Source organism: Enterobacter cloacae complex sp. FDA-CDC-AR_0132 (assembly GCF_003010695.1).
Taxonomy (GTDB): Bacteria; Pseudomonadota; Gammaproteobacteria; order Enterobacterales; family Enterobacteriaceae; genus Enterobacter; species Enterobacter ludwigii.
The window spans coordinates 4,129,072-4,149,570 of record NZ_CP027618.1; the positions used below are offsets into that span (position 1 = coordinate 4,129,072).

Annotated in this window: 19 protein-coding genes; 12 read left to right on the forward strand and 7 right to left on the reverse strand. The window is 53.7% G+C overall.

Translation table 11 applies throughout. The features are described from left to right. The first annotated feature begins 13 nt into the window (after positions 1-13). Together AM379_RS20000 and AM379_RS20005 are read left to right on the forward strand one after the other, a co-directional pair. A complete protein-coding gene (locus AM379_RS20000; protein WP_106504144.1) occupies positions 14-406 on the forward strand; it encodes a polymorphic toxin type 44 domain-containing protein in 393 nt (130 codons plus the stop codon). Then, positions 384-803, forward strand: coding sequence for a hypothetical protein (locus tag AM379_RS20005; protein ID WP_020884084.1), 420 nt, complete (start codon positions 384-386; stop codon positions 801-803). The genes AM379_RS20000 and AM379_RS20005 overlap by 23 nt, the downstream gene beginning before the upstream one ends. A gap of 77 nt (positions 804-880) precedes the next feature. On the opposite strand, the gene AM379_RS20010 is transcribed toward AM379_RS20005, so the two are convergent. Then, positions 881-1,309, reverse strand: coding sequence for an OsmC family protein (locus tag AM379_RS20010; protein ID WP_050736852.1), 429 nt, complete (start codon positions 1,307-1,309; stop codon positions 881-883). Between the two features lie 127 nt (positions 1,310-1,436). Between AM379_RS20010 and AM379_RS20015 the strand changes: the two genes are divergently transcribed. Next, positions 1,437-2,396 carry a hypothetical protein gene (locus AM379_RS20015; protein ID WP_106504145.1) on the forward strand — a complete coding sequence of 320 codons (960 nt, stop codon included), beginning with the start codon at positions 1,437-1,439 and terminating at the stop codon, positions 2,394-2,396. Positions 2,397-2,419: 23 nt separating this feature from the next. On the opposite strand, the gene AM379_RS20020 is transcribed toward AM379_RS20015, so the two are convergent. After that, positions 2,420-3,295, reverse strand: a complete 876-nt coding sequence (locus tag AM379_RS20020) for a LysR family transcriptional regulator (protein ID WP_106504146.1) — start codon at positions 3,293-3,295, stop codon at positions 2,420-2,422. Between the two features lie 111 nt (positions 3,296-3,406). Between AM379_RS20020 and AM379_RS20025 the strand changes: the two genes are divergently transcribed. The 6 genes from AM379_RS20025 (at position 3,407) to adhP (ending at position 10,059) form a co-directional block, all read left to right on the forward strand. Further along, complete coding sequence (locus AM379_RS20025) at positions 3,407-4,258, forward strand: Vmh family MBL fold metallo-hydrolase (RefSeq protein WP_106504147.1); 852 nt, start codon at positions 3,407-3,409, stop codon at positions 4,256-4,258. A gap of 231 nt (positions 4,259-4,489) precedes the next feature. Further along, a complete protein-coding gene (bdm, locus tag AM379_RS20030) occupies positions 4,490-4,705 on the forward strand; it encodes a biofilm-dependent modulation protein (protein ID WP_020884080.1) in 216 nt (71 codons plus the stop codon). 95 nt (positions 4,706-4,800) lie between these two features. Further along, positions 4,801-4,938 (forward strand): stationary-phase-induced ribosome-associated protein, encoded by a 138-nt coding sequence (gene sra / locus AM379_RS20035; protein WP_013096533.1) that lies wholly within the window; start codon positions 4,801-4,803, stop codon positions 4,936-4,938. A 175-nt stretch (positions 4,939-5,113) separates the two neighbouring features. Beyond that, positions 5,114-6,811 (forward strand): NAD-dependent malic enzyme, encoded by a 1,698-nt coding sequence (locus AM379_RS20040; protein WP_020884079.1) that lies wholly within the window; start codon positions 5,114-5,116, stop codon positions 6,809-6,811. Positions 6,812-7,134: 323 nt separating this feature from the next. After that, positions 7,135-8,844, forward strand: a complete 1,710-nt coding sequence (locus AM379_RS20045; protein WP_014170176.1) for an ABC-F family ATP-binding cassette domain-containing protein — start codon at positions 7,135-7,137, stop codon at positions 8,842-8,844. A gap of 204 nt (positions 8,845-9,048) precedes the next feature. Then, positions 9,049-10,059 (forward strand): alcohol dehydrogenase AdhP, encoded by a 1,011-nt coding sequence (gene adhP / locus AM379_RS20050; RefSeq protein ID WP_020884077.1) that lies wholly within the window; start codon positions 9,049-9,051, stop codon positions 10,057-10,059. Positions 10,060-10,102: 43 nt separating this feature from the next. Here the strand turns inward: adhP and AM379_RS20055 are convergent, their stop codons facing one another. Continuing rightward, a complete protein-coding gene (locus AM379_RS20055; RefSeq protein ID WP_014170178.1) occupies positions 10,103-10,609 on the reverse strand; it encodes an RrF2 family transcriptional regulator in 507 nt (168 codons plus the stop codon). 199 nt (positions 10,610-10,808) lie between these two features. Between AM379_RS20055 and AM379_RS20060 the strand changes: the two genes are divergently transcribed. Continuing rightward, complete coding sequence (locus tag AM379_RS20060) at positions 10,809-12,011, forward strand: NAD(P)/FAD-dependent oxidoreductase (RefSeq protein ID WP_032678224.1); 1,203 nt, start codon at positions 10,809-10,811, stop codon at positions 12,009-12,011. Positions 12,012-12,041: 30 nt separating this feature from the next. Here AM379_RS20060 and araJ read toward each other — a convergent pair whose 3' ends face one another. Then, positions 12,042-13,220, reverse strand: coding sequence for an MFS transporter AraJ (gene araJ, locus AM379_RS20065; protein WP_106504148.1), 1,179 nt, complete (start codon positions 13,218-13,220; stop codon positions 12,042-12,044). A 166-nt stretch (positions 13,221-13,386) separates the two neighbouring features. Between araJ and ppk2 the strand changes: the two genes are divergently transcribed. After that, the gene (gene ppk2, locus AM379_RS20070) at positions 13,387-14,205 is read left to right on the forward strand and encodes a polyphosphate kinase 2 (RefSeq protein ID WP_032678226.1); all 819 of its coding nucleotides are present in this window, start codon (positions 13,387-13,389) and stop codon (positions 14,203-14,205) included. Between the two features lie 43 nt (positions 14,206-14,248). Here ppk2 and fdnI read toward each other — a convergent pair whose 3' ends face one another. From fdnI to fdnG, 3 genes are read right to left on the reverse strand one after another with little or no spacing between them, the layout of a single operon-like run. Next, positions 14,249-14,902 carry a formate dehydrogenase-N subunit gamma gene (fdnI, locus tag AM379_RS20075; protein WP_020884059.1) on the reverse strand — a complete coding sequence of 218 codons (654 nt, stop codon included), beginning with the start codon at positions 14,900-14,902 and terminating at the stop codon, positions 14,249-14,251. Further along, the gene (fdxH, locus tag AM379_RS20080) at positions 14,895-15,779 is read right to left on the reverse strand and encodes a formate dehydrogenase subunit beta (protein ID WP_032678228.1); all 885 of its coding nucleotides are present in this window, start codon (positions 15,777-15,779) and stop codon (positions 14,895-14,897) included. The genes fdnI and fdxH overlap by 8 nt, the downstream gene beginning before the upstream one ends. Positions 15,780-15,790: 11 nt before the next feature. Then, positions 15,791-18,838 carry a formate dehydrogenase-N subunit alpha gene (fdnG, locus tag AM379_RS20085; protein WP_106504149.1) on the reverse strand — a complete coding sequence of 1,016 codons (3,048 nt, stop codon included), beginning with the start codon at positions 18,836-18,838 and terminating at the stop codon, positions 15,791-15,793. Between the two features lie 221 nt (positions 18,839-19,059). On the opposite strand from fdnG, the gene yddG reads away from it, so the two are divergent. Then, on the forward strand, positions 19,060-19,938 hold the full coding sequence (gene yddG / locus AM379_RS20090) for an aromatic amino acid DMT transporter YddG (RefSeq protein WP_106504150.1): 879 nt from the start codon (positions 19,060-19,062) through the stop codon (positions 19,936-19,938). Positions 19,939-20,499: the final 561 nt, after the last annotated feature.

The following is a 20,499-nucleotide window of genomic DNA, read 5'->3' on the forward strand; positions in this document are numbered from 1 at the left end:
TAAGGATGACGTTATGGCTGTATTGCCACAAATGCCGAGTGGAGGCACAAGGTTAATTGATAGCAATATGCGTGAAGCTAGCACGCATGGCGCAGGGCGGAATATGGCGCTACCGCAAACCTATTACTGGTGCTATCAACAGGTCAAAAATCGTGGCCCGTGGGATTACAAACAGCAACGCCGTGACCTGGCTAATTTTGGTAATTTTAATTATGGGGCCACCGGGTTTGCAGCAGGGATACCAGAAGCAACCTTGTATATGGGCGCGGGTTTTGCACAAAGCCGGGCGGGAACGTCGAAGCCGCAATGGGGAACATGGTACGGTGAGTTACCTTACGGGGATGACCCTCATGACCAGTTTTGGATTAAACAGGGAATAGATTATGCCAAACAGCACGGTTATTAAGTGGCTGCACAGAGCGCTAACTGCCGCGCTGCTGGTTTTTGTAGGGTTTCAGTATTTTGCAAACCAGCCACCGGATGATGACCTTTACTCACAACAACAAATTACACCCGAGGTCTATTTGTACGTTACAAAGTACAAAGGCGGGGGTGCGACGGTTTCAGATGTTTATCGCTATTACCTGGACACAAAACTGCAGGATAATCTGTTGGAGCACCTGAAGAAACGCTCACCCTTTATGGTAGCTGACACTGGCGACGCCAAAATCTCTGGCTACGGCTCTCACGTCAATGTAAACCTCACCGGGCGTGTTTATTCGTTTACGAATTCAGATCTCTTTTACGCAGGTAATGTGGCCATCATGCCCATTATCAGCCTTAACGCAACCGGCACGCGTTAAGGTTCTTTTTGCTACCCAAAATACACCTATCCTCATGCGCACAGCTGCGCGCATGAGGGCTTTTAATGAGCTTTGGTTTAATTGAGCGTGTAATCCAGCGTGATTTCCACGTTCAACAGCTGGGAAACCGGGCAGCCGGCTTTCGCTTTTTGAATAACGCCATCGAACTGCTGAGGGTCAATGCCAGGGACAGTAACCTTGCTCTGCAGTGCGACCTTCGTAATGGCGAAACCGCCCTCTTTTTTATCCAGTGACACGTCGGCGGTGGTATCAATGGAATCGGCGGTGTAGCCTGCTTCACCCAGCATCAGCGACAGTGCCATCGAAAAACAGGCTGCGTGTGCGGCACCAATCAGTTCTTCCGGGTTGGTCCCTTTTTCGCCTTCAAAACGGGTGTTGAAGCCGTAAGGCTGTTGATTGAGAACGCCGCTCTCGGTAGAAACAGTTCCTTTTCCGCGTTTAATATCGCCAGACCAGTGTGCTGAACCGTGCTTATGAATTGTCATTCTTGCTCTCCTTTTGGCTTACAAAGGGTTAAGTATAGACCAGAGATCTGACGCGTCCTGGAACACAGAGTATTCTGGTTGGCGTTGATGCGATACATCACTTCGAACCATCAAAAGGGAAAGGCCTATGATGCTAAACACCAGGACTGTCGTGGCGCTGACCACGCTCGCCGTGACGCTCCCCCTCTTTGCCAGCACGCCGGAGAATTTTATCTATACCAGCTCGGGCGACCTTGATGCCGCCGCCGCGCTTATCGCCCGTCGTGATATCGGTGGCGGGCAGATCGTTTATAACTGGCGTGCACTGGAGCCTGAGAAAAACAGATATGACTTCTCATCCATAGAGCGAGACCTGGCGCGCCTGAAGGCCAGCAATAAAAAGCTGTTTATTCAAATTCAGGATCGCTTCTTCGAAAAAGATGCCCGGTATGTCCCTGATTATCTGATGGCAGACACAAAGTACAGCGGCGGTATTTCTCCGCAGTTTGACAACCCTGGTGAAGGGAAACCTACAGGTTCAGGCTGGGTAGCCCGTCAGTGGGATCCTGCCGTGCGTGAACGGTATCAGGCCTTACTGGCAGCCCTGGCGAAGCGTTTTGATGGCCAGGTTTACGGTGTGAACTTACCTGAAACCGCCATTGACCTTGATGAGAAAAAGCCGCCGACAGGATTTTCGTGCGACAACTATTTTGCCGGAGAAATGGAAAACCTCGCCTTTGCGCGAAAGGTTTTCACGCAATCCCATGTCGTACAATATGTGAACTTCTGGCCGTGTGAATGGAACAATGACCATAATTACATGGGGCGGCTGTTTGAATACGCCAGTGCCCATAATATCGGGCTTGGCGGACCGGATATTGTTCCCAACCGCAAGGCGCAAATGAAAAACGCCTATCCGTTCTTTAACCAGTATAAAAACAAACTGCCGCTGGTCGCCATGGCCGTTCAGGAGCCCACGCTCACCTACCGAAACCCGGCTACCGGCAAGCCCTTCACCAAAGATGAATTTGTTCAGTTCGCAGAAGCGTATCTCGGCGCAGATATTATTTTCTGGAGCACGACGTCGCCCTGGCTGACGACGAAATAAGCCACAGGCTCACTGCGCGGGCATCAGTTCAGATGCCCTGCAATTTCATCAAGAAAGACGCGCAGGGCCGCAGGCTGATATTCTCGCGACTGGTAAATCCCGTGAATGGCGAGCGGCTTAGGCACTAAGTCTGTGAGCACCGGGACCAGCTGCCCTTGCTCGAGCGCCCCTTGCGCTTCGTGCTCGGGCAGCATTGCAATACCGCAATGTTTAACCGCCGCGTCCATCAACAACGACGAGATGCTGGCGCTAAGATTGCCGCTCACCGCGACGCTCACGCTTTCGCCTTCCAGCGTCACAAAATGCCACGACTGACCCGCGAAGAAGCTGTAATGCAGACAATTGTGCTGCGCCAAATCCTCAGGCGTCACGGGCGTGCCGTGCTGCGCAAGATAGTCCGGCGAGGCGCAAAGCACCGAACGGCACTCGCCCAGCCTGCGGGCAATCATCCCCGGCTCCGGGTTATCGGTAATACGCACGGCTACGTCAATACGCTCGCCCACCAGACTCACGGGATGGTTATTCACATCCAGTTCAATTCTGAGCTGCGGATAACGCGCCAGCAGCCCGGGCAGTACCGGCGCAATCATGTGCATGGCGGTAAAGTGCGCGCAGGCTACCCGTAAGGTGCCGGAAGGTAAATCTTTCTCCGACTGGCCTTCAATCTCCTGCGACAGTTGCGAAAGGGTACGTGTTTTCTGCAGTACCTTTTCCCCTGCTGCGGTCAGCGTCAGCTTGCGCGTTGAGCGGTTCACCAGCCGGGTCCCCGCCCACTTCTCCATCTGCTCAAGATAACGGCTTACCATGGGCCGGGAAATGCCCAGCGCACGGGCTGCGGCACTCAAACTTCCCAGCTCGCAAATCCGGTTATAGACCTGTGCGGCAATAACGCGATCCATATAACGCTCCATTTGCTCGATTTATGAAACTAAGCATGTCTTGTTTCAGGAATTCTGGCAAATGTAGAGTTCGGTACAATAGGGTCTTTCCTGATAAAAAGAGACATGATGATGAAGCTCACTCGCCTTGCACTGCTATGCACCCTCTTCACGCCGGCGGTCTTTGCCGCACCGTTGACCATTGATACCTGGAACCCGCAGGAGAAAGGCATTTTTGCGGTCTCGTCGACGCTGGTGTCCGGCCCGAAAGAGGCCGTCCTGTTTGACGCGCAGTTCAGCGTGAAAGACGGTGAAGCACTGGTGGAGAAAATTCGCCGCAGCGGTAAAACCCTGAACAAGATTGTGATCACCTCCGGCGATCCGGACTTCTACTTTGGTCTGCAACCGCTGGTAAAAGCATTCCCGAATGCGAAAGTCGTGGCGACTCAGCAGGTGGTTGACCATATCAAGGCCACCAAAGATGCCAAGCTGGCCTTCTGGGGCCCACAGATGAAAGACGGCGCGCCAACAACGCTGATCGTTCCCCAGGTGCTGACCTCCACCACGTTTATGGTTGATGGTGAGAAAATCGATATTGAACAGCCAGACAGCTACGCGGCCTATGTCTGGATCCCGTCGGCGAAGACGATTCTTGGCGGCACGGGCGTTTCATGGGGCATCCATCTGTGGACGGCCGATACCCAGAACCGCGCACGTCGCCAGCAGTGGCAGGACACGCTGGAAAACATGGCGGCGCACAAACCGGAGCGCGTGATCCCGGGTCACTATCTGGGGACGCCACCGTCAGGTACCGGCGCTATCGATTTTACCCGTGAATATCTGCAGCGGTTCGAGCAGACGCTGGCTAATCACAAAGATTCTGCTGACGTCATTAGCGCCATGAAAAAAGCGTATCCGGGCCTGGCCGATGAGAGCTCGCTGGAATTAAGTGCGAAAGTGAATACCGGCGAAATGAAATGGTAAATTAATCTCTGCTCCTGCTATTTTCTCGGATAGCAGGAGCAGCATCAAAATATCCCCCCTCGTCCCCTGTTATTATTCCTCCATTTCTAAAAGTGTCTAAAAGCATGCACTTATGTCATTTTTATTTCTAAGATGAATCTTAGACACAGCAAGGAAAATATTTGCCATTCTGTTTGTGAATTACATTTTTTGCGAGCCGTACCATTACACAGACAACGACACGGAGGCAGCATGTTTACTTATTACCCGGCAAATACCGCAGCAGCACAACCTGAACTCGTTAACGCGATCGCACAAGGTCTTCACGCCGAACACGGTGCTGTGACTGAAGATGACATTTTGATGGAACTGACCAAATGGGTGGAATCCACAGACAATGACATCCTCAGTGACATCTACCAACAGACCATTAACTACGTGGTCAGTGGACAGAATGCCTCTTTGTAAAAACCTGCTAAGCTGGATCTGCAACCTAAGGGGTTACATTTCGTTTGCGTAAGCAAACTTGTCCTTAAAACTATCAACAGGATTGAGGAGTAAAGATGAAATCGAACCGTCAGGCACGCCATATTCTGGGACTGAACTACAAGCTTTCTAACCAACGTAAAGTGGTGATTGAGGGCGACAGTGAAACGCAAGTCACCCATGCCACCGGCAGAAAACGCCACGCAGGCAAGTAAGTTCCAGTAAGAGATCCTGAACACCATCGGCAAAACCGATGGTGTTTTTGTTTATGTGTTGCGGTAATTAACATTTAGCTCCTTTATAATACCGCCTGACCGCACCCCACCGCACAGGCCAGAAAGATGACAAACAGCAGTGTCAGGGACGGATCTTCAAATAAGAGTGAGTGACATGGACAACAAACTGAAAAAACATCGTTCCTTATATATCCCTTATGCCGGTCCGGTTTTACTGGAATTCCCCCTGCTCAACAAAGGCAGCGCCTTCAGCATGGAAGAGCGCAGCAGTTTCAACCTGCTTGGTCTGCTGCCCGAGGTGGTGGAAACCATTGAAGAACAGGCTGAACGTGCATGGATCCAGTATCAGGGTTTCAAGACTGAAATCGATAAGCACATCTACCTGCGTAACATTCAGGACACCAATGAGACCCTCTTCTATCGCCTGGTTCAGAACCACCTCGAAGAGATGATGCCGGTGATCTACACCCCAACGGTGGGTGCGGCCTGTGAACGTTTCTCTGAGATCTACCGTCGCTCCCGCGGCGTATTCATCTCTTATCAGAACCGTCACAATATGGACGATATTCTGCAGAACGTGCCGAACCACAACATCAAGGTCATTGTTGTTACCGACGGAGAACGTATTCTCGGCCTCGGGGATCAGGGCATTGGCGGAATGGGGATCCCTATCGGTAAGCTCTCCCTGTACACCGCTTGTGGGGGTATCAGCCCGGCGTACACCCTGCCGGTAGTGCTGGATGTGGGTACCAACAACCAGCAGCTGCTCAACGATCCGCTGTACATGGGCTGGCGTCATCCGCGCATTACCGACGATGAGTATTATCAGTTTGTTGATGATTTTATCCAGGCCGTTAAGGCACGCTGGCCGAACGTGCTGCTGCAGTTTGAAGACTTTGCGCAGAAGAACGCCATGCCGCTGCTGAATCGCTACCGCGATGACATCTGCTCATTCAACGACGACATTCAGGGCACCGCCGCCGTGACCGTTGGGACGCTGATCGCCGCCAGCCGTGCGGCAGGCAGCCAGTTGAGCTACCAGAAAATCGTCTTCCTGGGCGCAGGCTCTGCGGGCTGCGGTATTGCCGAGCAGATTATTGCTCAGACGCAGCGCGAGGGCTTGAGTGAAGAACTGGCCCGTTCCCGTGTCTATATGGTTGACCGTTTCGGCCTGCTGACCGACGGTATGCCTAACCTCCTGCCGTTCCAGACCCGACTGGTTCAGAAACGTGAGAACCTGAAAAACTGGGATACCGACAACGAGGTGCTCTCCCTGCTGGACGTGGTGCGCAACGTGAAGCCGGACATTCTTATCGGCGTTTCCGGGCAAACCGGTCTCTTCACCGAAGAGATTATTCGCGAAATGCACAAACACTGTGAACGCCCTATCGTGATGCCGCTCTCTAACCCGACTTCCCGTGTAGAAGCAACGCCGCAGGACATCATCGCCTGGACCGAAGGTAACGCACTGGTGGCAACCGGCAGTCCGTTCGACCCGGTGGTGTGGAAGGATAAAACCTATCCGATCGCGCAGTGCAACAACTCCTACATCTTCCCGGGGATTGGTCTGGGGGTTATCGCGTCCGGTGCGTCACGCATTACCGATGAAATGCTGATGTCAGCCAGCGAAACCCTGGCGAAACACTCACCGCTGGTGAATAACGGTGAAGGCCTGGTGTTGCCAGAGCTGAAAGACATTCATAAGGTGTCCCGCGCGATCGCTTTCGCAGTAGGAAAAATGGCACAGCAGCAAGGCGTGGCGGTGAAAACCTCCGCCGATGCGCTGCAGCAGGCCATTGACGACAACTTCTGGATGCCGGAATACCGCAGCTATCGCAGAACGTCTATCTAAAGAACAGGCCGGGTCAGGCAATCATGCCTCCCGGCCTGCCATTCTGCCCGCGCTTGCCAGGCCGTAAAATCCCCGCTACACTGCCTTCATCCATTAACCTACTGAATATATAAGGAGGCCAATTATGCTGTACTGTGAAATTTTCAATGTTTCACATACATTTGGTGATCGCACCAGCTCAAGCGTTATCGGTATCGTGCTGCGATAACTTCTGCTTGAGCGAAGACACCAACCCCTGAAATCCCTTCTCTCGGGCTTACTGAGTTATCGTCAGCGATGTTTGACGAGGCATAAACATGCCTGTAACTCTTGGGTAAGCAACAATGAGCACTTTACTCACTGCACAATCTCTACGTGTTGATACGGCGTTTGGTACGCTCTTCGACTCTCTCTCCTTTACGCTGAAAAAAGGCGATCGCATCGGTCTGCTGGGCGACAACGGCTGCGGTAAAAGTACGTTGCTGAAGGTGCTGGACGGTACGGACACGCCTGCCGCCGGAACGGTCGCGCTGGCCGGGCACTGCATCATGGCGCGCGTAGAACAACATCTGCCGGACGGGATTTACCCCCTGAGCATGCTGGATGCCGTGCTGGCACAACTGCCTGCAGCTGAACGCGAGAGCCTGCGCTGGAAAGCGGAAACGCTGCTGGCGAGTATGGGCTTTACGCCGCAGGACTGGACATTAACCTCGGCAACATTGAGCGGCGGGCAACATACGCGTCTGCTGCTGGCGCGGGCTTTGATTAATGCGCCGGACCTGCTGCTGCTGGATGAACCGAGTAACCACCTCGATTTACCCACCATGCTCTGGCTGGAGCAGTTTTTACAGGCCTGGTCAGGCAGCTTTGTGCTGGTTTCACATGACAGGCAGCTGCTGGATGCCGTGACCAACGGCAGCTGGATCCTGCGCGATAAGATGCTGCATTACTTTGCCCTTCCCTGCACCGCCGCACGCAAAGCGCTGGATGCGAAAGACGAAAGTGATGCGCAGCGCCACAAGGCAGAACAAAAGGAGATCGACCGCGTCGCGGCCAGCGCAAAAAGACTGGCGACCTGGGGCAAAGTCTACGACAACGAAGACCTGGCCCGCAAAGCGAAACAGATGGAAAAGCAGGTTGAACGGCTGAAAGAGAGCCAGACGGAGGTCACGGCGGGAAGTCAGTGGACATTAACCCTGCGCGGCGACGCGCTACGGGCCGATCGTCTGCTGGAGCTGGAAAACCTCGCGGTGCCGCCGGCTCCCGGACTGCCTGCGCTGTTTAGCATTGACATCGCGCGTCTCAAAAGCGGCGATCGCGTGGCCATCGTTGGACGTAACGGCTGCGGTAAATCATCCCTGATGAAGCTGATCTGGCGGCATTTTCGCGGCGAGCAGGCTGACGATGGGCTGAAACTCCACCCACGCGTATCGCCTGGCTATTATGATCAGACGCTGAACCAGCTCCCGGACGATGCATCGCTGTTTGACGCACTGGAGCCGTTTGCACCCGATCCGCAGAATCGCAAGATGGCCCTGATCGGTGCCGGCTTTGCGTGGCCACGTCACGGTCAGAAAGTCAGTACGCTCAGCGGTGGAGAACGCTCTCGCCTGCTGTTTGTTGGCCTGACGTTAGCGCGCTATAGCCTGCTGATGCTGGATGAACCGACCAACCATCTGGACATGGAAGGCAAAGAGGCGCTGACGGAAACCCTGCAGCAATTTGAAGGTGGCGTGCTGCTGGTCAGCCATGACCGTCAATTAATCAGCCAAAGCTGCAACCGTTTCTGGCTGATTGAGGACGGCAGGCTGAGTGAATGGCATGACGCCGAAGCGGTCTTTGAACGGCTGCGTGAAAGTGCAGGCCTGATAACATCGCCGTGTTCACCGAAACAACAGCACGATCGCCCTTCGCAGTTTGACGACCTGCTTGAACGGCTGATCGCGCTGGAGACATTGCTGGAGGAAGACCTGGCCCGCAAACCGAAGCACCAGAAGCCGCAGTTGCAGGCGCAATGGCGCCAGGAGATTGAGGCGATAGAAGCAAAACTGTAAGTCCGCGCCCGGCGAGCGTCTCGCCGGGCCGCTCTGCCCCTGAACGCCCCCCTGATTATTAGAGGATCGCTGTATTCTTAATCCGAAATCGAATCAAATGATGACATTATGTTGCTGCCACCTTGCATTAACGCGCCTAAGTATTAATCCTTAAGAAGTAGTACACCTGCTATGCAGAATCTCATCATGAACAAGGAGAAACATATGAAGGCTGCTGTTGTCACTCAGGATCATCAGGTCAATGTCACCGAAAAATCATTACGCCCGCTTAAGCATGGAGAAGCCCTGCTGAAGATGGAATGCTGCGGCGTATGTCATACCGATCTTCACGTGAAGAACGGTGATTTCGGCGATAAGACCGGGGTGATACTGGGTCACGAAGGAATAGGGATCGTTAAAGAGATTGGCCCAGGCGTCAACTCGCTGAAAATTGGCGACCGTGCGAGCGTGGCATGGTTTTTTGAAGGCTGTGGACACTGCGAATACTGTAATACCGGCAACGAAACCCTGTGCCGGGATGTGAAAAACGCGGGTTATTCCGTTGACGGTGGGATGGCTGAAGAGTGCATCGTGACCGCCGATTATGCGGTAAAAGTGCCGGACGGTCTGGATTCCGCAGCGGCGAGCAGCATCACCTGCGCGGGGGTCACCACCTACAAAGCGGTAAAAGTGTCCCACATTAAGCCGGGCCAGTGGATTGCGATTTACGGTCTTGGTGGTCTGGGTAACCTTGCGCTGCAGTACGCTAAAAACGTATTCAACGCCAAGGTCATCGCCATTGATGTGAACGATGAACAGCTGAAACTGGCCGCGAGCATGGGGGCAGATTTAACCATTAACTCTCGCAGCGAAGATGCAGCGAAAATTGTTCAGGAGAAAACCGGAGGCGCACATGCCGCGGTGGTAACTGCCGTGGCAAAAGCAGCCTTCAACTCAGCGGTGGATGCCGTGCGTGCCGGTGGCCGCGTGGTCGCCGTGGGCCTGCCGCCGGAAGCGATGAGCCTGGATATTCCACGCCTGGTTCTGGACGGCATTCAGGTCGTCGGTTCGCTGGTGGGAACCCGTCAGGACCTGATGGAGGCATTCCAGTTTGCGGCAGAGGGCAAAGTGGTGCCAAAAGTGACAATGCGTCCGCTGGAAGATATCAATGCCATCTTTAAAGAGATGGAGCAGGGTCAAATCCGCGGTCGTATGGTGATTGATTTACGCTCTTAATCGCCGGTTGCCGGGGGGCGGTTTTGCCTTACCCGGCATTTCACTACGACGATCGCCGGTCAGAAATCCACTCCTGAACCTCAATCTGAAAGGTATCCGGCGCTTTGCGGTACATCTTGCGCGCCAGATCGAGAATGGTATGTCGCGCTAACTCCTCTTCCATCCGTTGCTGTGCGCTGTCCATGACCGAACGTACGCCACACGGGCCATTGCACACCCAGGCAGGAGGCGTTTCATTAAACACCGCCAGCCGCTGACGCACCTCGCGACACTCAAACATGTTCTTCTCACCGTCAATGGCGTGCGCCACATCCAGTACGGTGATCAACTCCGCCGGACGCGCCAGTTTAAACCCGCCGCCCTTACCTTCCGTGCTGCTCACCAGCCCGGCACGTGACAAACGGGTGAATATTTTTCCCAGGTAATCATACGGCACACCCTGCAGGGCGGCCATTTCCCGGACGCTCATCTCACGCTCATTGCCTTTTGCATCCACCATGCACATCAGGCTGTGAATGCCGTATTCCACACCGGAACTGTAAAACGCCATGGTTAACTCCGAAGTTATTTATCTGGGTCATTATAACGGCGTTATTGCCCACAATCACAACTACCCTCCCCTTTTTCATTAACATGCTGATTTTATGCAGCATTAAAATTTAACTCAGAAAGAAGTTGTCGCAGTTAACTGCGACAAGTATAGTTGCAGTTATGTCAGGTATACAGCGTGATGATCAAAAGGATCGAAGATGAAGAAGCAGATTTTAATTGTGGGCAGTGGTTTTTCCGGCATGTGGGCTGCAGTCAGTGCCGCGCGTCTGAATGCGCTGGAGGGCAATAACAGCCTGAAGATCGCCGTGCTGGCACCCGCCCCCGAGTTGCGTGTTCGCCCGCGCTTCTATGAAGAGAACGTGACGTCGCTGGTCTCTCCGCTGACCGGACTGTTCGCTGAACTGGGTATTGATTTTATCGCAGGGAAAGCAGAATCCATTGATACAAAAGGGAAAATCGTTTCCTGTCGTGATGCGAATGGCGTGGCTGCCGCAGTGAGTTACGAACGGTTAGTGCTGGCCACCGGCAGCCAGAGCAAACGTCCACCGATTGTCGGGCTGGCTGAGTACGCCTTTGATATCGATCAGCTTGAATCCGCACAGACCTTTGAGCAGCATCTTGACTCCCTGGTCTCGCGCCCTTCCACCGCTGCGCGCAATACCGTGGTTGTCTGTGGCGGCGGTTTTACCGGCATTGAACTGGCAACCGAGCTTCCTGCTCGCCTGCGCGCTCGCTTCGGTGATGATACAGCGATAAAAGTTATCGTAGTTGAAAGGGGGCATGTCATTGGCGGACGATACAGTGAAGCATTGCGTAACACCATTGAAGACGCGAGCCAGGAACTGGGGATTGAGTGGCGTCTGAACAGTGAAATTGAGGCCATCGATGCGAACGGCGTAACGCTGAAAAACGGCGAACGTATCCCCGCTGCAACCGTAGTCTGGACGGCAGGCGTTGAAGCAAACCCGCTTGGACAACAGATTAACGGCGAACGCGATAACCAAGGGCGTCTAAAAGTGACAGAAACGCTGCAGGTTCCGGCTCATCCGGACGTGTACGCGACGGGAGATATGGCCTACGCCAGAACGGACGAGATGGGGAACACGGCGCTAATGACCTGCCAGCACGCGATCCAGTTGGGTAAATTTGCCGGCCACAACGCGGCAGCCAGCCTGTTGAATCGCACGCCTTATCCTTACCGCCAGGTTAACTACGTGACCTGTCTGGACCTGGGTGCCTGGGGTGCCGTTTACACTGAAGGGTGGGACCAGGCCGTCAAATCGGTGCGTGATGACGCAAAGAAAATCAAAATCGCCATCACCAATGAACTTATCTACCCGCCAGCAGCGGACAAAGCCGTGGCGTTTGCCGCTGCCGATCCGTTGGCGAAATTTGTCTAGTGCCCTTCTACCGCGCCTTACCGGCGCGGTTCAACGTGCGGAAGCGAGCGAACCGGCGTCTGCCTTTCTGGCCCGAAGGTGCGCGTAGATCAGCAGTGAACTCATGGCTGAGAAAGAGAGCACAGCCGCTGGCAGCGTGACATAGCTCCAGCTAAAGCCAAGCGTGATAATCATCCCGCCAAAATACGCCCCTATCGCACTGCCGAGATTAAATGCCATCTGCCCGCCAGCGGCACCCAGCATCTCACCGCCCCTGGCATTTTGCAGGAGCAGAATTTGCAGCGGCGCAGAGAGTGCAAACAGCCCGGCGCAGCAGATAAAGCCCATCACCAGCGACGCCGTTTTATGTTCCCCAAAGGCGAATAGCAACAGCAGTGACGCGACAATGACCATGTCGGTGGTGGCGGCAATACGCAGCGGACTGAAGCGGCCCGATAACTTCCCGCTCAGGAGATTACCTAACACCATACCCAGCCCCATCAGCATCATGATGACCGTCATGACGCCTTCGGAGAAGCCAGAGACGTTGACCATAAACGGTTTGACGAAGCTGAACCACGCAAACACGCCAGCATTGCCAAACATGGTGGCGGCAAAAATCAGCCACGGCTCCGGTTTTTTCAGAAAGGAAAATTGCGCGGTCAATTTGATTTCGGAGCGATCATGGATGTGCGGCACCCAGACCAGTACCGAGATGATCACCAGAGCATCAAACAGGGCAATCAGGAAAAAGGTATAGCGCCAGCTGAATTCATGACCCAGCCAGGTGCCCAGCGGTACGCCCACCAGATTGGCAACCGTCATGCCGGCTATCATGCCCGCCACGGCGACCGTCACCTTCCCCGGAGGCGCAATTCTCGAGAGAATAATCGCCCCGACGCCAAAAATGGCGCCGTGCGGAAAACCGGAAATCAGCCGCCCTATCGCCAGCCAGGCATACGACGTTGAAAAGGTAAAAATCGCATTTCCGACGGCACACAGCACCACCAGAAACAACAGCGTGGATTTTAACGAAAATTTGCCTGAGAACAGCGCCACAATCGGGGCACCAATCACCACACCAAAGGCGTAAAACGAAATCATATTCCCGGCGGCGGGAATTGAAATTCCGGTGTCATGGGCCAGCTCAGTTAATACGCCCATAATGCTAAATTCAGCCATTCCCAGGCCAAACGTGCCAAGTGCCAACGAAAAAATTGTCTTTTTCATACCACAACCACTGGTTAACAACGCGCGACGGGCATTATTGAACAATCTTGTATGGTGAGCCAGTTCAAATCAGCTGGCTGACACGTTAATCCATTAATTCAGGTGGATTACACTTCATAGTGCGGCCCCGCTTTTTCCCGCGCCGGACAACCTGAGGATGACAATCATGGGAAGCAAGAAGAAAACCAGTGTCGCAGTTGATGTCATAAAGCATGAGCCGTTAAAAACGAAAGAGTATGAAAAAGAGCTTCGTCGCCTCCACGTTGAACTGGTTAAGCTCCAGCAGTGGGTCGTCGCAAAGGGTTTAAAGGTCTGTATTGTCTTTGAAGGGCGCGACGGTGCCGGTAAAGGCGGAACCATTAAAGCCATCACTGAACGCGTTAGCCCACGCGTCTTCCGGGTTGTTGCGCTCCCCGCCCCGACGGAAAAAGAGAAGACCCAGCTCTATTTCCAGCGTTATGTCCCCCACCTGCCAGCCGCCGGCGAAATCGTCATTTTTGACCGCAGCTGGTACAACCGCGCGGGCGTTGAACGGGTGATGGGATTCTGCACACCGGAGCAGGTCGATAAGTTTCTTGATGGCACGCCGGTGATGGAAAAAGCAATGGTGGATGCCGGGATCATCCTGCTCAAATACTGGCTGGAGGTCACGCCGAAAGAACAGGAGCGTCGTCTGCGCGATCGTATTAACGACGGGCGAAAGACCTGGAAATTATCTCCAATGGACATTAAGTCTTTCAATTTGTGGGATGAATATACCGTGGCGCGAGATGCGATGTTTGCTGCCACCGACACCGCCTGGGCACCGTGGTTTGTCGCCCGTTCGGAAGATAAAAAACGCGTGCGCCTGAACATTATTTCGCACCTGCTGGCGCAAATCCCGTACAAAGCCATTCACATCGAAGCGGTGAGTTTGCCGAAGCGTAAGATTGGTAAAGTGAAGCCGACCCAATACCCGTTCCGGTATGTTGAAGAGCGTTTTTGACTGAAGCGTTCGCGGGTCAGAGAATGACCCGCGAGCGCGGGACTTACGGCATCCCTTTCGTACTGTCCTGTTTCGCTTCCAGCCGCTCAACGTCACGGTACCAGCGCGGGTGGTGTTTCTGCGCCCAGCGGCGGCTCACCTTCCCTTCAATCATACCTTTAATCGACCCTTTGACCCAGAAGGCCATATACATGTGGATCAGGATGGCGTGGATCAGAATGATGGCTGACGTCGCGTGAATGAGCAGCGCGTAGCGAATCACCTGAATGGGGAAGTAGTGCGCAAAGTACGGCCGCCAGATAATGACGCCGGTGACCAGCAGCACAAAAATCATGCTCATGATGGTCCAGAACATCATCTTCTGCCCGGCGTTGTATTTGCCGACCTTCGCAACCTTATGCTCATTGCCCTTCAGAACCTCAATAATCCCCTTCAGCCATGGAATGTCATGCTTGTCCGGAATATTGTGATGTACGAAGCGCGCAAACATAAACATCAGCACCACAAAAATCAGCACGCCGAAGAACGGATGCAAGATACGCCCCATCTGTGGCGTCCCGAAGGTTTCCGTCAGCCACTGCAGCGTCGGGAAGAAAAAGGAGATCCCCGAGACCGCGACCAGGAAGAAGCAGATCACTACCGTCCAGTGACAGGCACGGTCGACAAACTTCGTGCGCACAATCCATGACTTACTCATGAGGTTCCTCCTCGTCGTCATCCACCGCTTTGTTGGGTCCGATACCGATGTAGTGATAAATCAACCCGGCGAAAGTAGCGATAAAGCCCGCCGCAGAGAGCGGTTTAAGCGCCCCTTTCCACAGGTTGATCGAGGTATCGATCGCAGGATCTTTCGGCAGATTGTGGTACAGCTCCGGCTGGTCGTTATGGTGCAGAACATACATCACGTGCGTTCCCCCCACACCCTGCGGGTTATAAATGCCCGCACTGGCGTAACCGCGCGCTTTCAGTTTGTCCACGCGCTGCTGGGCTACCTCCAGCATCTCTCTTTTTGTCCCGAAGTGGATAGCCCCGGTCGGACAGGTTTTCACGCAGGCAGGCTCCTGCCCGACGCTCACGCGATCGACACACAGGGTGCATTTGTAGACCCGGTTATCCTCTTTACTGAGGCGCGGAATATTAAACGGACATCCCGCAATGCAGTAGCCGCAACCGATGCAGTTATCCTGCTGGAAATCGACAATCCCGTTGGCGTACTGGACGATGGCCCCGGCTGACGGACAGGCCTTCAGGCATCCCGGATCTTCGCAGTGCATACAGCCGTCTTTACGGATCAGCCACTCCAGCTTGCCGTTCTGATCGGTTTCGCTAAAACGCATCACCGTCCAGGATTTGGCACTCAGATCCGCCGGATTATCGTAAACCCCGACGCAGTGTCCTACTTCATCGCGGATATCGTTCCACTCCGAACAGGCCACCTGGCAGGCTTTACAGCCTACGCAGGAAGTGACATCGATAAGCTTGGCGACTTCTGCCTTATCATCCCGCGCACGAGGCGCGGGGGTGATGGAGTTGGTCGCGGAGCGTTTAATAATGTCCTGTGTTTCCATTGCCATGTATTCGCTCCTTACGCTTTCTCGATGTTGACCAGAAACGCTTTGTACTCTGGCGTTTGCGAGTTGGAATCGCCGACGTTTGGCGTCAGGGTATTGGCGAGGTAGCCTTTTTGCGCCACCCCTTCAAAGCCCCAGTGCAACGGAATACCGACGGTTTCCACCTGCTGACCATGCACGTTCAGTGCCTGCAGACGACGCGTAACCACCGCAACCGCGCGAATAAAGCCACGCTTGCTGCTCACCTTCACGCGGTCACCGTTGGCAATACCCTTCGCTTTCGCCAGCGTTTCGCTGATCTCCACAAACTGTTCCGGCTGGGCAATGGCGTTAAGCCGTGCATGCTTGGTCCAGGTATGGAAATGCTCGGTCAGGCGGTAGGTTGTCCCGACATACGGGAACCTGTCCTTCTTGCCTAAACGCAGGACGTCCTCTTCATAGATACGCACCACCGGACTGGATATAACGTTCGGGTGCAGCGGGTTGGTTCCGAGCGGCGTTTCCATTGGCTCGTAGTGTTCCGGGAACGGCCCCTCCGCCAGCTTATCGAGGGCAAACAGGCGTCCCAGCCCTTCCGGCTGCATGATAAACGGCCCGGTCTCACTGCCCGGTGCGGCGGTGCTGAAGTCCGGAATATCGTTACCCGTCCATTTGCTGCCGTTCCATTCGATCAGCATCCGTTTCGGATCCCACGGTTTGCCGTTGATATCCGCAGAAGCACGGTTGTACAGCACGCGACGGTTCAGTGGCCATGCCCACGCCCAGCCCAGCGTATTGCCCAGCCCTGACGGGTCGGCGTTATCGCGGTTCGCCATCTGGTTACCCTGCTCCGTCCAGCAACCGGTGTAGATCCAGCATGACGACGCGGTCGTGCCGTCATCCCGCAGCAGCGCGAAGCTGTTGAGCAACTGACCTTTCTTCGCCAGCAGCGTGCCGTTCGCGTCATACAGATCCGCCAGCGCAACGCCGTTATTCTCTTTGGCGACCTCTTCGGATTCAGGATGGTCCGGCTGTTTGTAATTCCAGCTCATCCTCAGCAGCGGTTCAGCGCCTTTCCCCCCTTCGGTGCGATACATTTCACGCAGACGATGGTAAATCCCGGCCAGGATTTCGCCGTCGTTACGCGCTTCACCCGGTGCATCCTGGCCTTTCCAGTGCCACTGCAGCCAGCGGCCGGAGTTGGCAATCGACCCGTCTTCTTCTGCAAAACAGGTGGACGGCAGGCGGAACACTTCGGTCTGAATCGATGCGGGATCGACGTCGTTCATCTCGCCGTGGTTCTGCCAGAAGTTGGAGGTCTCGGTCACCAGCGGATCGATAACCACCATGTATTTCAGTTTGCTCAGGCTGCGAACGACCTTGTTTTTGTCCGGGAAAGACGCCACCGGGTTAAAGCCCTGGCAGATGTAGCCCGTAACGTTGCCCTTATCCATCATGTTGAAATACTTAATGACGTCGTAGGCCTGGTCCCATTTCGGCAACCACTCGAAGCCCCAGTCGTTTTCCTTCTGCGCGGCATCGCCATAGAACGACTTCATCAGGCTGACGAAGAACTTCGGATAGTTACTCCAGTAGTTCACCTGATCGGCACGCGTCGCTTTTGGCGTGTTGGCCGCCAGATAGCTGTGCAAATCAGTCTGCTTTTCAGACGGCAGCGTCAGATAGCCTGACAGGCTGGTCGACAGCAGGCCCAGATCGGTCAAGCCCTGAATATTGGAGTGTCCGCGCAGGGCGTTCACGCCACCGCCGGCCATCCCCATGTTTCCGAGCAACAGCTGGATCATTGCCATGGTGCGGATGTTTTGCGCACCGACGGTATGCTGCGTCCAGCCGAGCGCATACAGGAACGTCGTGGTTCTGTCGGCGGCGCTGGTAGAGGCCAGTACATCACACACCTTGAGGAAATCTGCTTTTGGCGTACCGCAGATATTCTCCACGACGTCCGGCGTATAGCGGGAAACATGCTGTTTCAGCAAATTCCATACGCAGCGTGGATGGCTCAGGGTCTCATCGCGTCTGGCGTAGCCGTTTTCATCGAACTGGTAGTTCCAGGACGATTTATCGTACTGCCGTTTTTCCGCGTCATAACCGCTGAACAACCCCTCTTCAAAGGCAAAATCATCCCGTACCAGGAGGCTGGCATTGGTGTAATGCTTAACGTATTCAGCGTTAATTTTATTGTTTTCAATCAGGTACAGCAGAACGCCCGAGAGGAACGTAATGTCCGTACCGGAGCGAATAGGCGCATAGATATCCGCCACCGATGCCGTACGTGTAAAGCGCGGATCGACAACGATCAGCGTCGCATCGTTATTGTTTTTCGCTTCCATCGCCCAGCGGAAACCCACCGGATGGGCTTCAGCGGCATTACCGCCCATCACCATCACGACGTTGGCGTTTTTAATATCAACCCAGTGGTTGGTCATCGCACCGCGACCAAATGTTGGAGCAAGACTTGCTACCGTTGGTCCGTGTCAGACGCGCGCCTGGTTATCTACCGCCAGCATGCCGAGGGAACGCACAAATTTTTGCGTCAGCATGCCGGTTTCATTACTTGCCGCGGACGCGCACAGCATGCCGGTCGACAGCCAGCGGTTCACCGTAACGCCCTGCGCGTTCTTTTCGATAAAGTTTGCGTCGCGGTCAGCTTTCATCAGTTTTGCGATTCGGGAAAACGCCTCATCCCAGGAGATACGCTGCCATTTGTCAGATCCTGGCGCACGGTATTCCGGATAGCGCAGACGGTTTTCGCTGTGGACATAATCCAGCAGACCCGCCCCTTTCGGACAAAGTGCGCCACGGCTCACCGGATGATCCGGGTCCCCTTCAATATGATAAATCGCTTCTTTGGCGTTCTTCGCGCCATCGCCCAGGCTATACATTAAAAGCCCACAACCTACGGAACAGTATGTGCAGGTGTTACGGATCTCTTTAGCGCGCAGCAGTTTATAGTTGCGTGCCTGAGCCAGCGCCATTTTGGGTGCAAATCCCAGCATTGCGGCTGTTGTTCCGGCCATACCGCCCGCGCAGATTTTAAAAAATTGTCTGCGGCTGACGTCCATTGTTGTCCTCGTTTTCATTTAAGACTTCGCGCCGCAAACTAGCAGTAAAGCCCCTGTTTTTTTTGCGTCAAATCAAGGTCACTTGTCTTCACCCCCTTAATAGTCACCCCCAGGGAATTTGAATACCTCTTTTTGATTAAAGACTTAAGAGAATAATTCGCGATGGCAGGAGGATTAATGCTATAAATTTTTCCTTTGATTTTTATACCGATGGCAGGGTTATGGACAGAAAGAGAGCAACGCTCACGGGACTGGCGGCGATACTGTTGTGGAGCACCATGGTTGGCCTCATTCGTAGCGTCAGTGAGGGGCTAGGACCGGTGGGAGGCGCCGCAATGATATACACCCTCAGCGGATTACTGTGCCTGGTGACGGTAGGATTTCCTGATATGAGACGGTTTTCACCCCGGTATCTTATTGCTGGCAGCGTGCTGTTTGTCAGCTATGAAATTTGCCTCGCCCTGTCGTTAGGCTATGCCGCAACGCGCTCCCAGACTATCGAAGTGGGAATGGTCAATTATCTCTGGCCAAGCCTGACGATTGTGTTTGCCATTTTATTTAACGGCCAACGGTCCACCCTGTGGGTGATCCCGGGCTTAGCCGTCTCATTGTTGGGCGTCTGTTGGGTATTAGGCGGAGAACAAGGGCTACATCTTGATGACATCATGCGTAATGTCATCTCAAGCCCGCTCAGCTACGCGCTGGCGTTCGCCGGGGCTTTTATCTGGGCGGCTTACTGCACCGTCACCAGTAAGTTTGCCAACGGGCAAAACGGGATAACGCTTTTCGTGCTGCTCACCGCGCTCAGTCTGTGGGTGAAATATGCGTTCAGCGAACAGCCGCAAATGGTGTTTACTCTCCCGGTGGTCGTAAAGCTCATCATGTGCAGCGTCGCACTGGGGTTTGGCTATGCGGCATGGAATATCGGTATTCTTCATGGCAACGTCACGGTCCTCGCAGCGGTATCCTATTTCACGCCTGTACTCTCAGCAGCACTCGCTGCCGTATTGCTGAATTCCCCCCTCTCGTTTTCTTTCTGGCAAGGCGCATTAATGGTTTGTGCCGGGTCATTGTTGTGCTGGTACGCCACGCGAAAATAATATCGCTATCTTCTGCCGGGTCCATAATCGCCCGGCGGGAATTAACATAAATTTAATATGTGATCGCGCGTCAAAATAATGATCGGCGCGTTAGAAAAGCCGTTTAGATTCTGTTTATATTACCGCCCTTTCGTAAATCTCCGCCGTCTTTTATTGACATAACTTGACACCGTTACGTTATTAATCCCTTGCGAATATTAACAATGTATATAGCACAAAGTGCAATAGTGTGTTTCTGTGTGTTTCATGTCCAACAACGATTATCCCGTACAATTGAATAGTTAACCCATTGATTTTAAACAACTGACATTTATATCAAACGAGCAAAAAGACAGAAAATACCGACAATTAACAAAAGAAACTAAAACGGCCGAAAACTATATTTCGGCCAATGGTTTTGTTGAATAATTCATCAAAAAATGCACAAACCCCCACCATCTCATTCGTTACAGCCGCAATTTATCCGATCCGGATCACACTAATTGAAATTATTGCTAATATTTTGAAACTTATTATTGAAACCCTACTACAAGATTCTTAAAAATAGCATGCCATTGATGA

What these genes read in the sequence shown, in the direction of transcription:
- AM379_RS20060 (WP_032678224.1), top strand. Translation starts at nt 10,809, where the DNA reads ATGAAGAAGCAGATTTTAATTGTGGGCAGTGGTTTTTCCGGCATGTGG.
- adhP (WP_020884077.1), top strand. Translation starts at nt 9,049, where the DNA reads ATGAAGGCTGCTGTTGTCACTCAGGATCATCAGGTCAATGTCACCGAA.
- AM379_RS20000 (WP_106504144.1), top strand. Translation starts at nt 14, where the DNA reads ATGGCTGTATTGCCACAAATGCCGAGTGGAGGCACAAGGTTAATTGAT.
- yddG (WP_106504150.1), top strand. Translation starts at nt 19,060, where the DNA reads ATGGACAGAAAGAGAGCAACGCTCACGGGACTGGCGGCGATACTGTTG.
- bdm (WP_020884080.1), top strand. Translation starts at nt 4,490, where the DNA reads ATGTTTACTTATTACCCGGCAAATACCGCAGCAGCACAACCTGAACTC.
- AM379_RS20055 (WP_014170178.1), bottom strand. Translation starts at nt 10,609, where the DNA reads ATGGCGTTTTACAGTTCCGGTGTGGAATACGGCATTCACAGCCTGATG.
- AM379_RS20040 (WP_020884079.1), top strand. Translation starts at nt 5,114, where the DNA reads ATGGACAACAAACTGAAAAAACATCGTTCCTTATATATCCCTTATGCC.
- araJ (WP_106504148.1), bottom strand. Translation starts at nt 13,220, where the DNA reads ATGAAAAAGACAATTTTTTCGTTGGCACTTGGCACGTTTGGCCTGGGA.
- AM379_RS20010 (WP_050736852.1), bottom strand. Translation starts at nt 1,309, where the DNA reads ATGACAATTCATAAGCACGGTTCAGCACACTGGTCTGGCGATATTAAA.
- AM379_RS20025 (WP_106504147.1), top strand. Translation starts at nt 3,407, where the DNA reads ATGAAGCTCACTCGCCTTGCACTGCTATGCACCCTCTTCACGCCGGCG.
- AM379_RS20020 (WP_106504146.1), bottom strand. Translation starts at nt 3,295, where the DNA reads ATGGATCGCGTTATTGCCGCACAGGTCTATAACCGGATTTGCGAGCTG.
- AM379_RS20045 (WP_014170176.1), top strand. Translation starts at nt 7,135, where the DNA reads ATGAGCACTTTACTCACTGCACAATCTCTACGTGTTGATACGGCGTTT.
- AM379_RS20015 (WP_106504145.1), top strand. Translation starts at nt 1,437, where the DNA reads ATGATGCTAAACACCAGGACTGTCGTGGCGCTGACCACGCTCGCCGTG.
- AM379_RS20005 (WP_020884084.1), top strand. Translation starts at nt 384, where the DNA reads ATGCCAAACAGCACGGTTATTAAGTGGCTGCACAGAGCGCTAACTGCC.
- fdnI (WP_020884059.1), bottom strand. Translation starts at nt 14,902, where the DNA reads ATGAGTAAGTCATGGATTGTGCGCACGAAGTTTGTCGACCGTGCCTGT.
- sra (WP_013096533.1), top strand. Translation starts at nt 4,801, where the DNA reads ATGAAATCGAACCGTCAGGCACGCCATATTCTGGGACTGAACTACAAG.
- fdxH (WP_032678228.1), bottom strand. Translation starts at nt 15,779, where the DNA reads ATGGCAATGGAAACACAGGACATTATTAAACGCTCCGCGACCAACTCC.
- ppk2 (WP_032678226.1), top strand. Translation starts at nt 13,387, where the DNA reads ATGGGAAGCAAGAAGAAAACCAGTGTCGCAGTTGATGTCATAAAGCAT.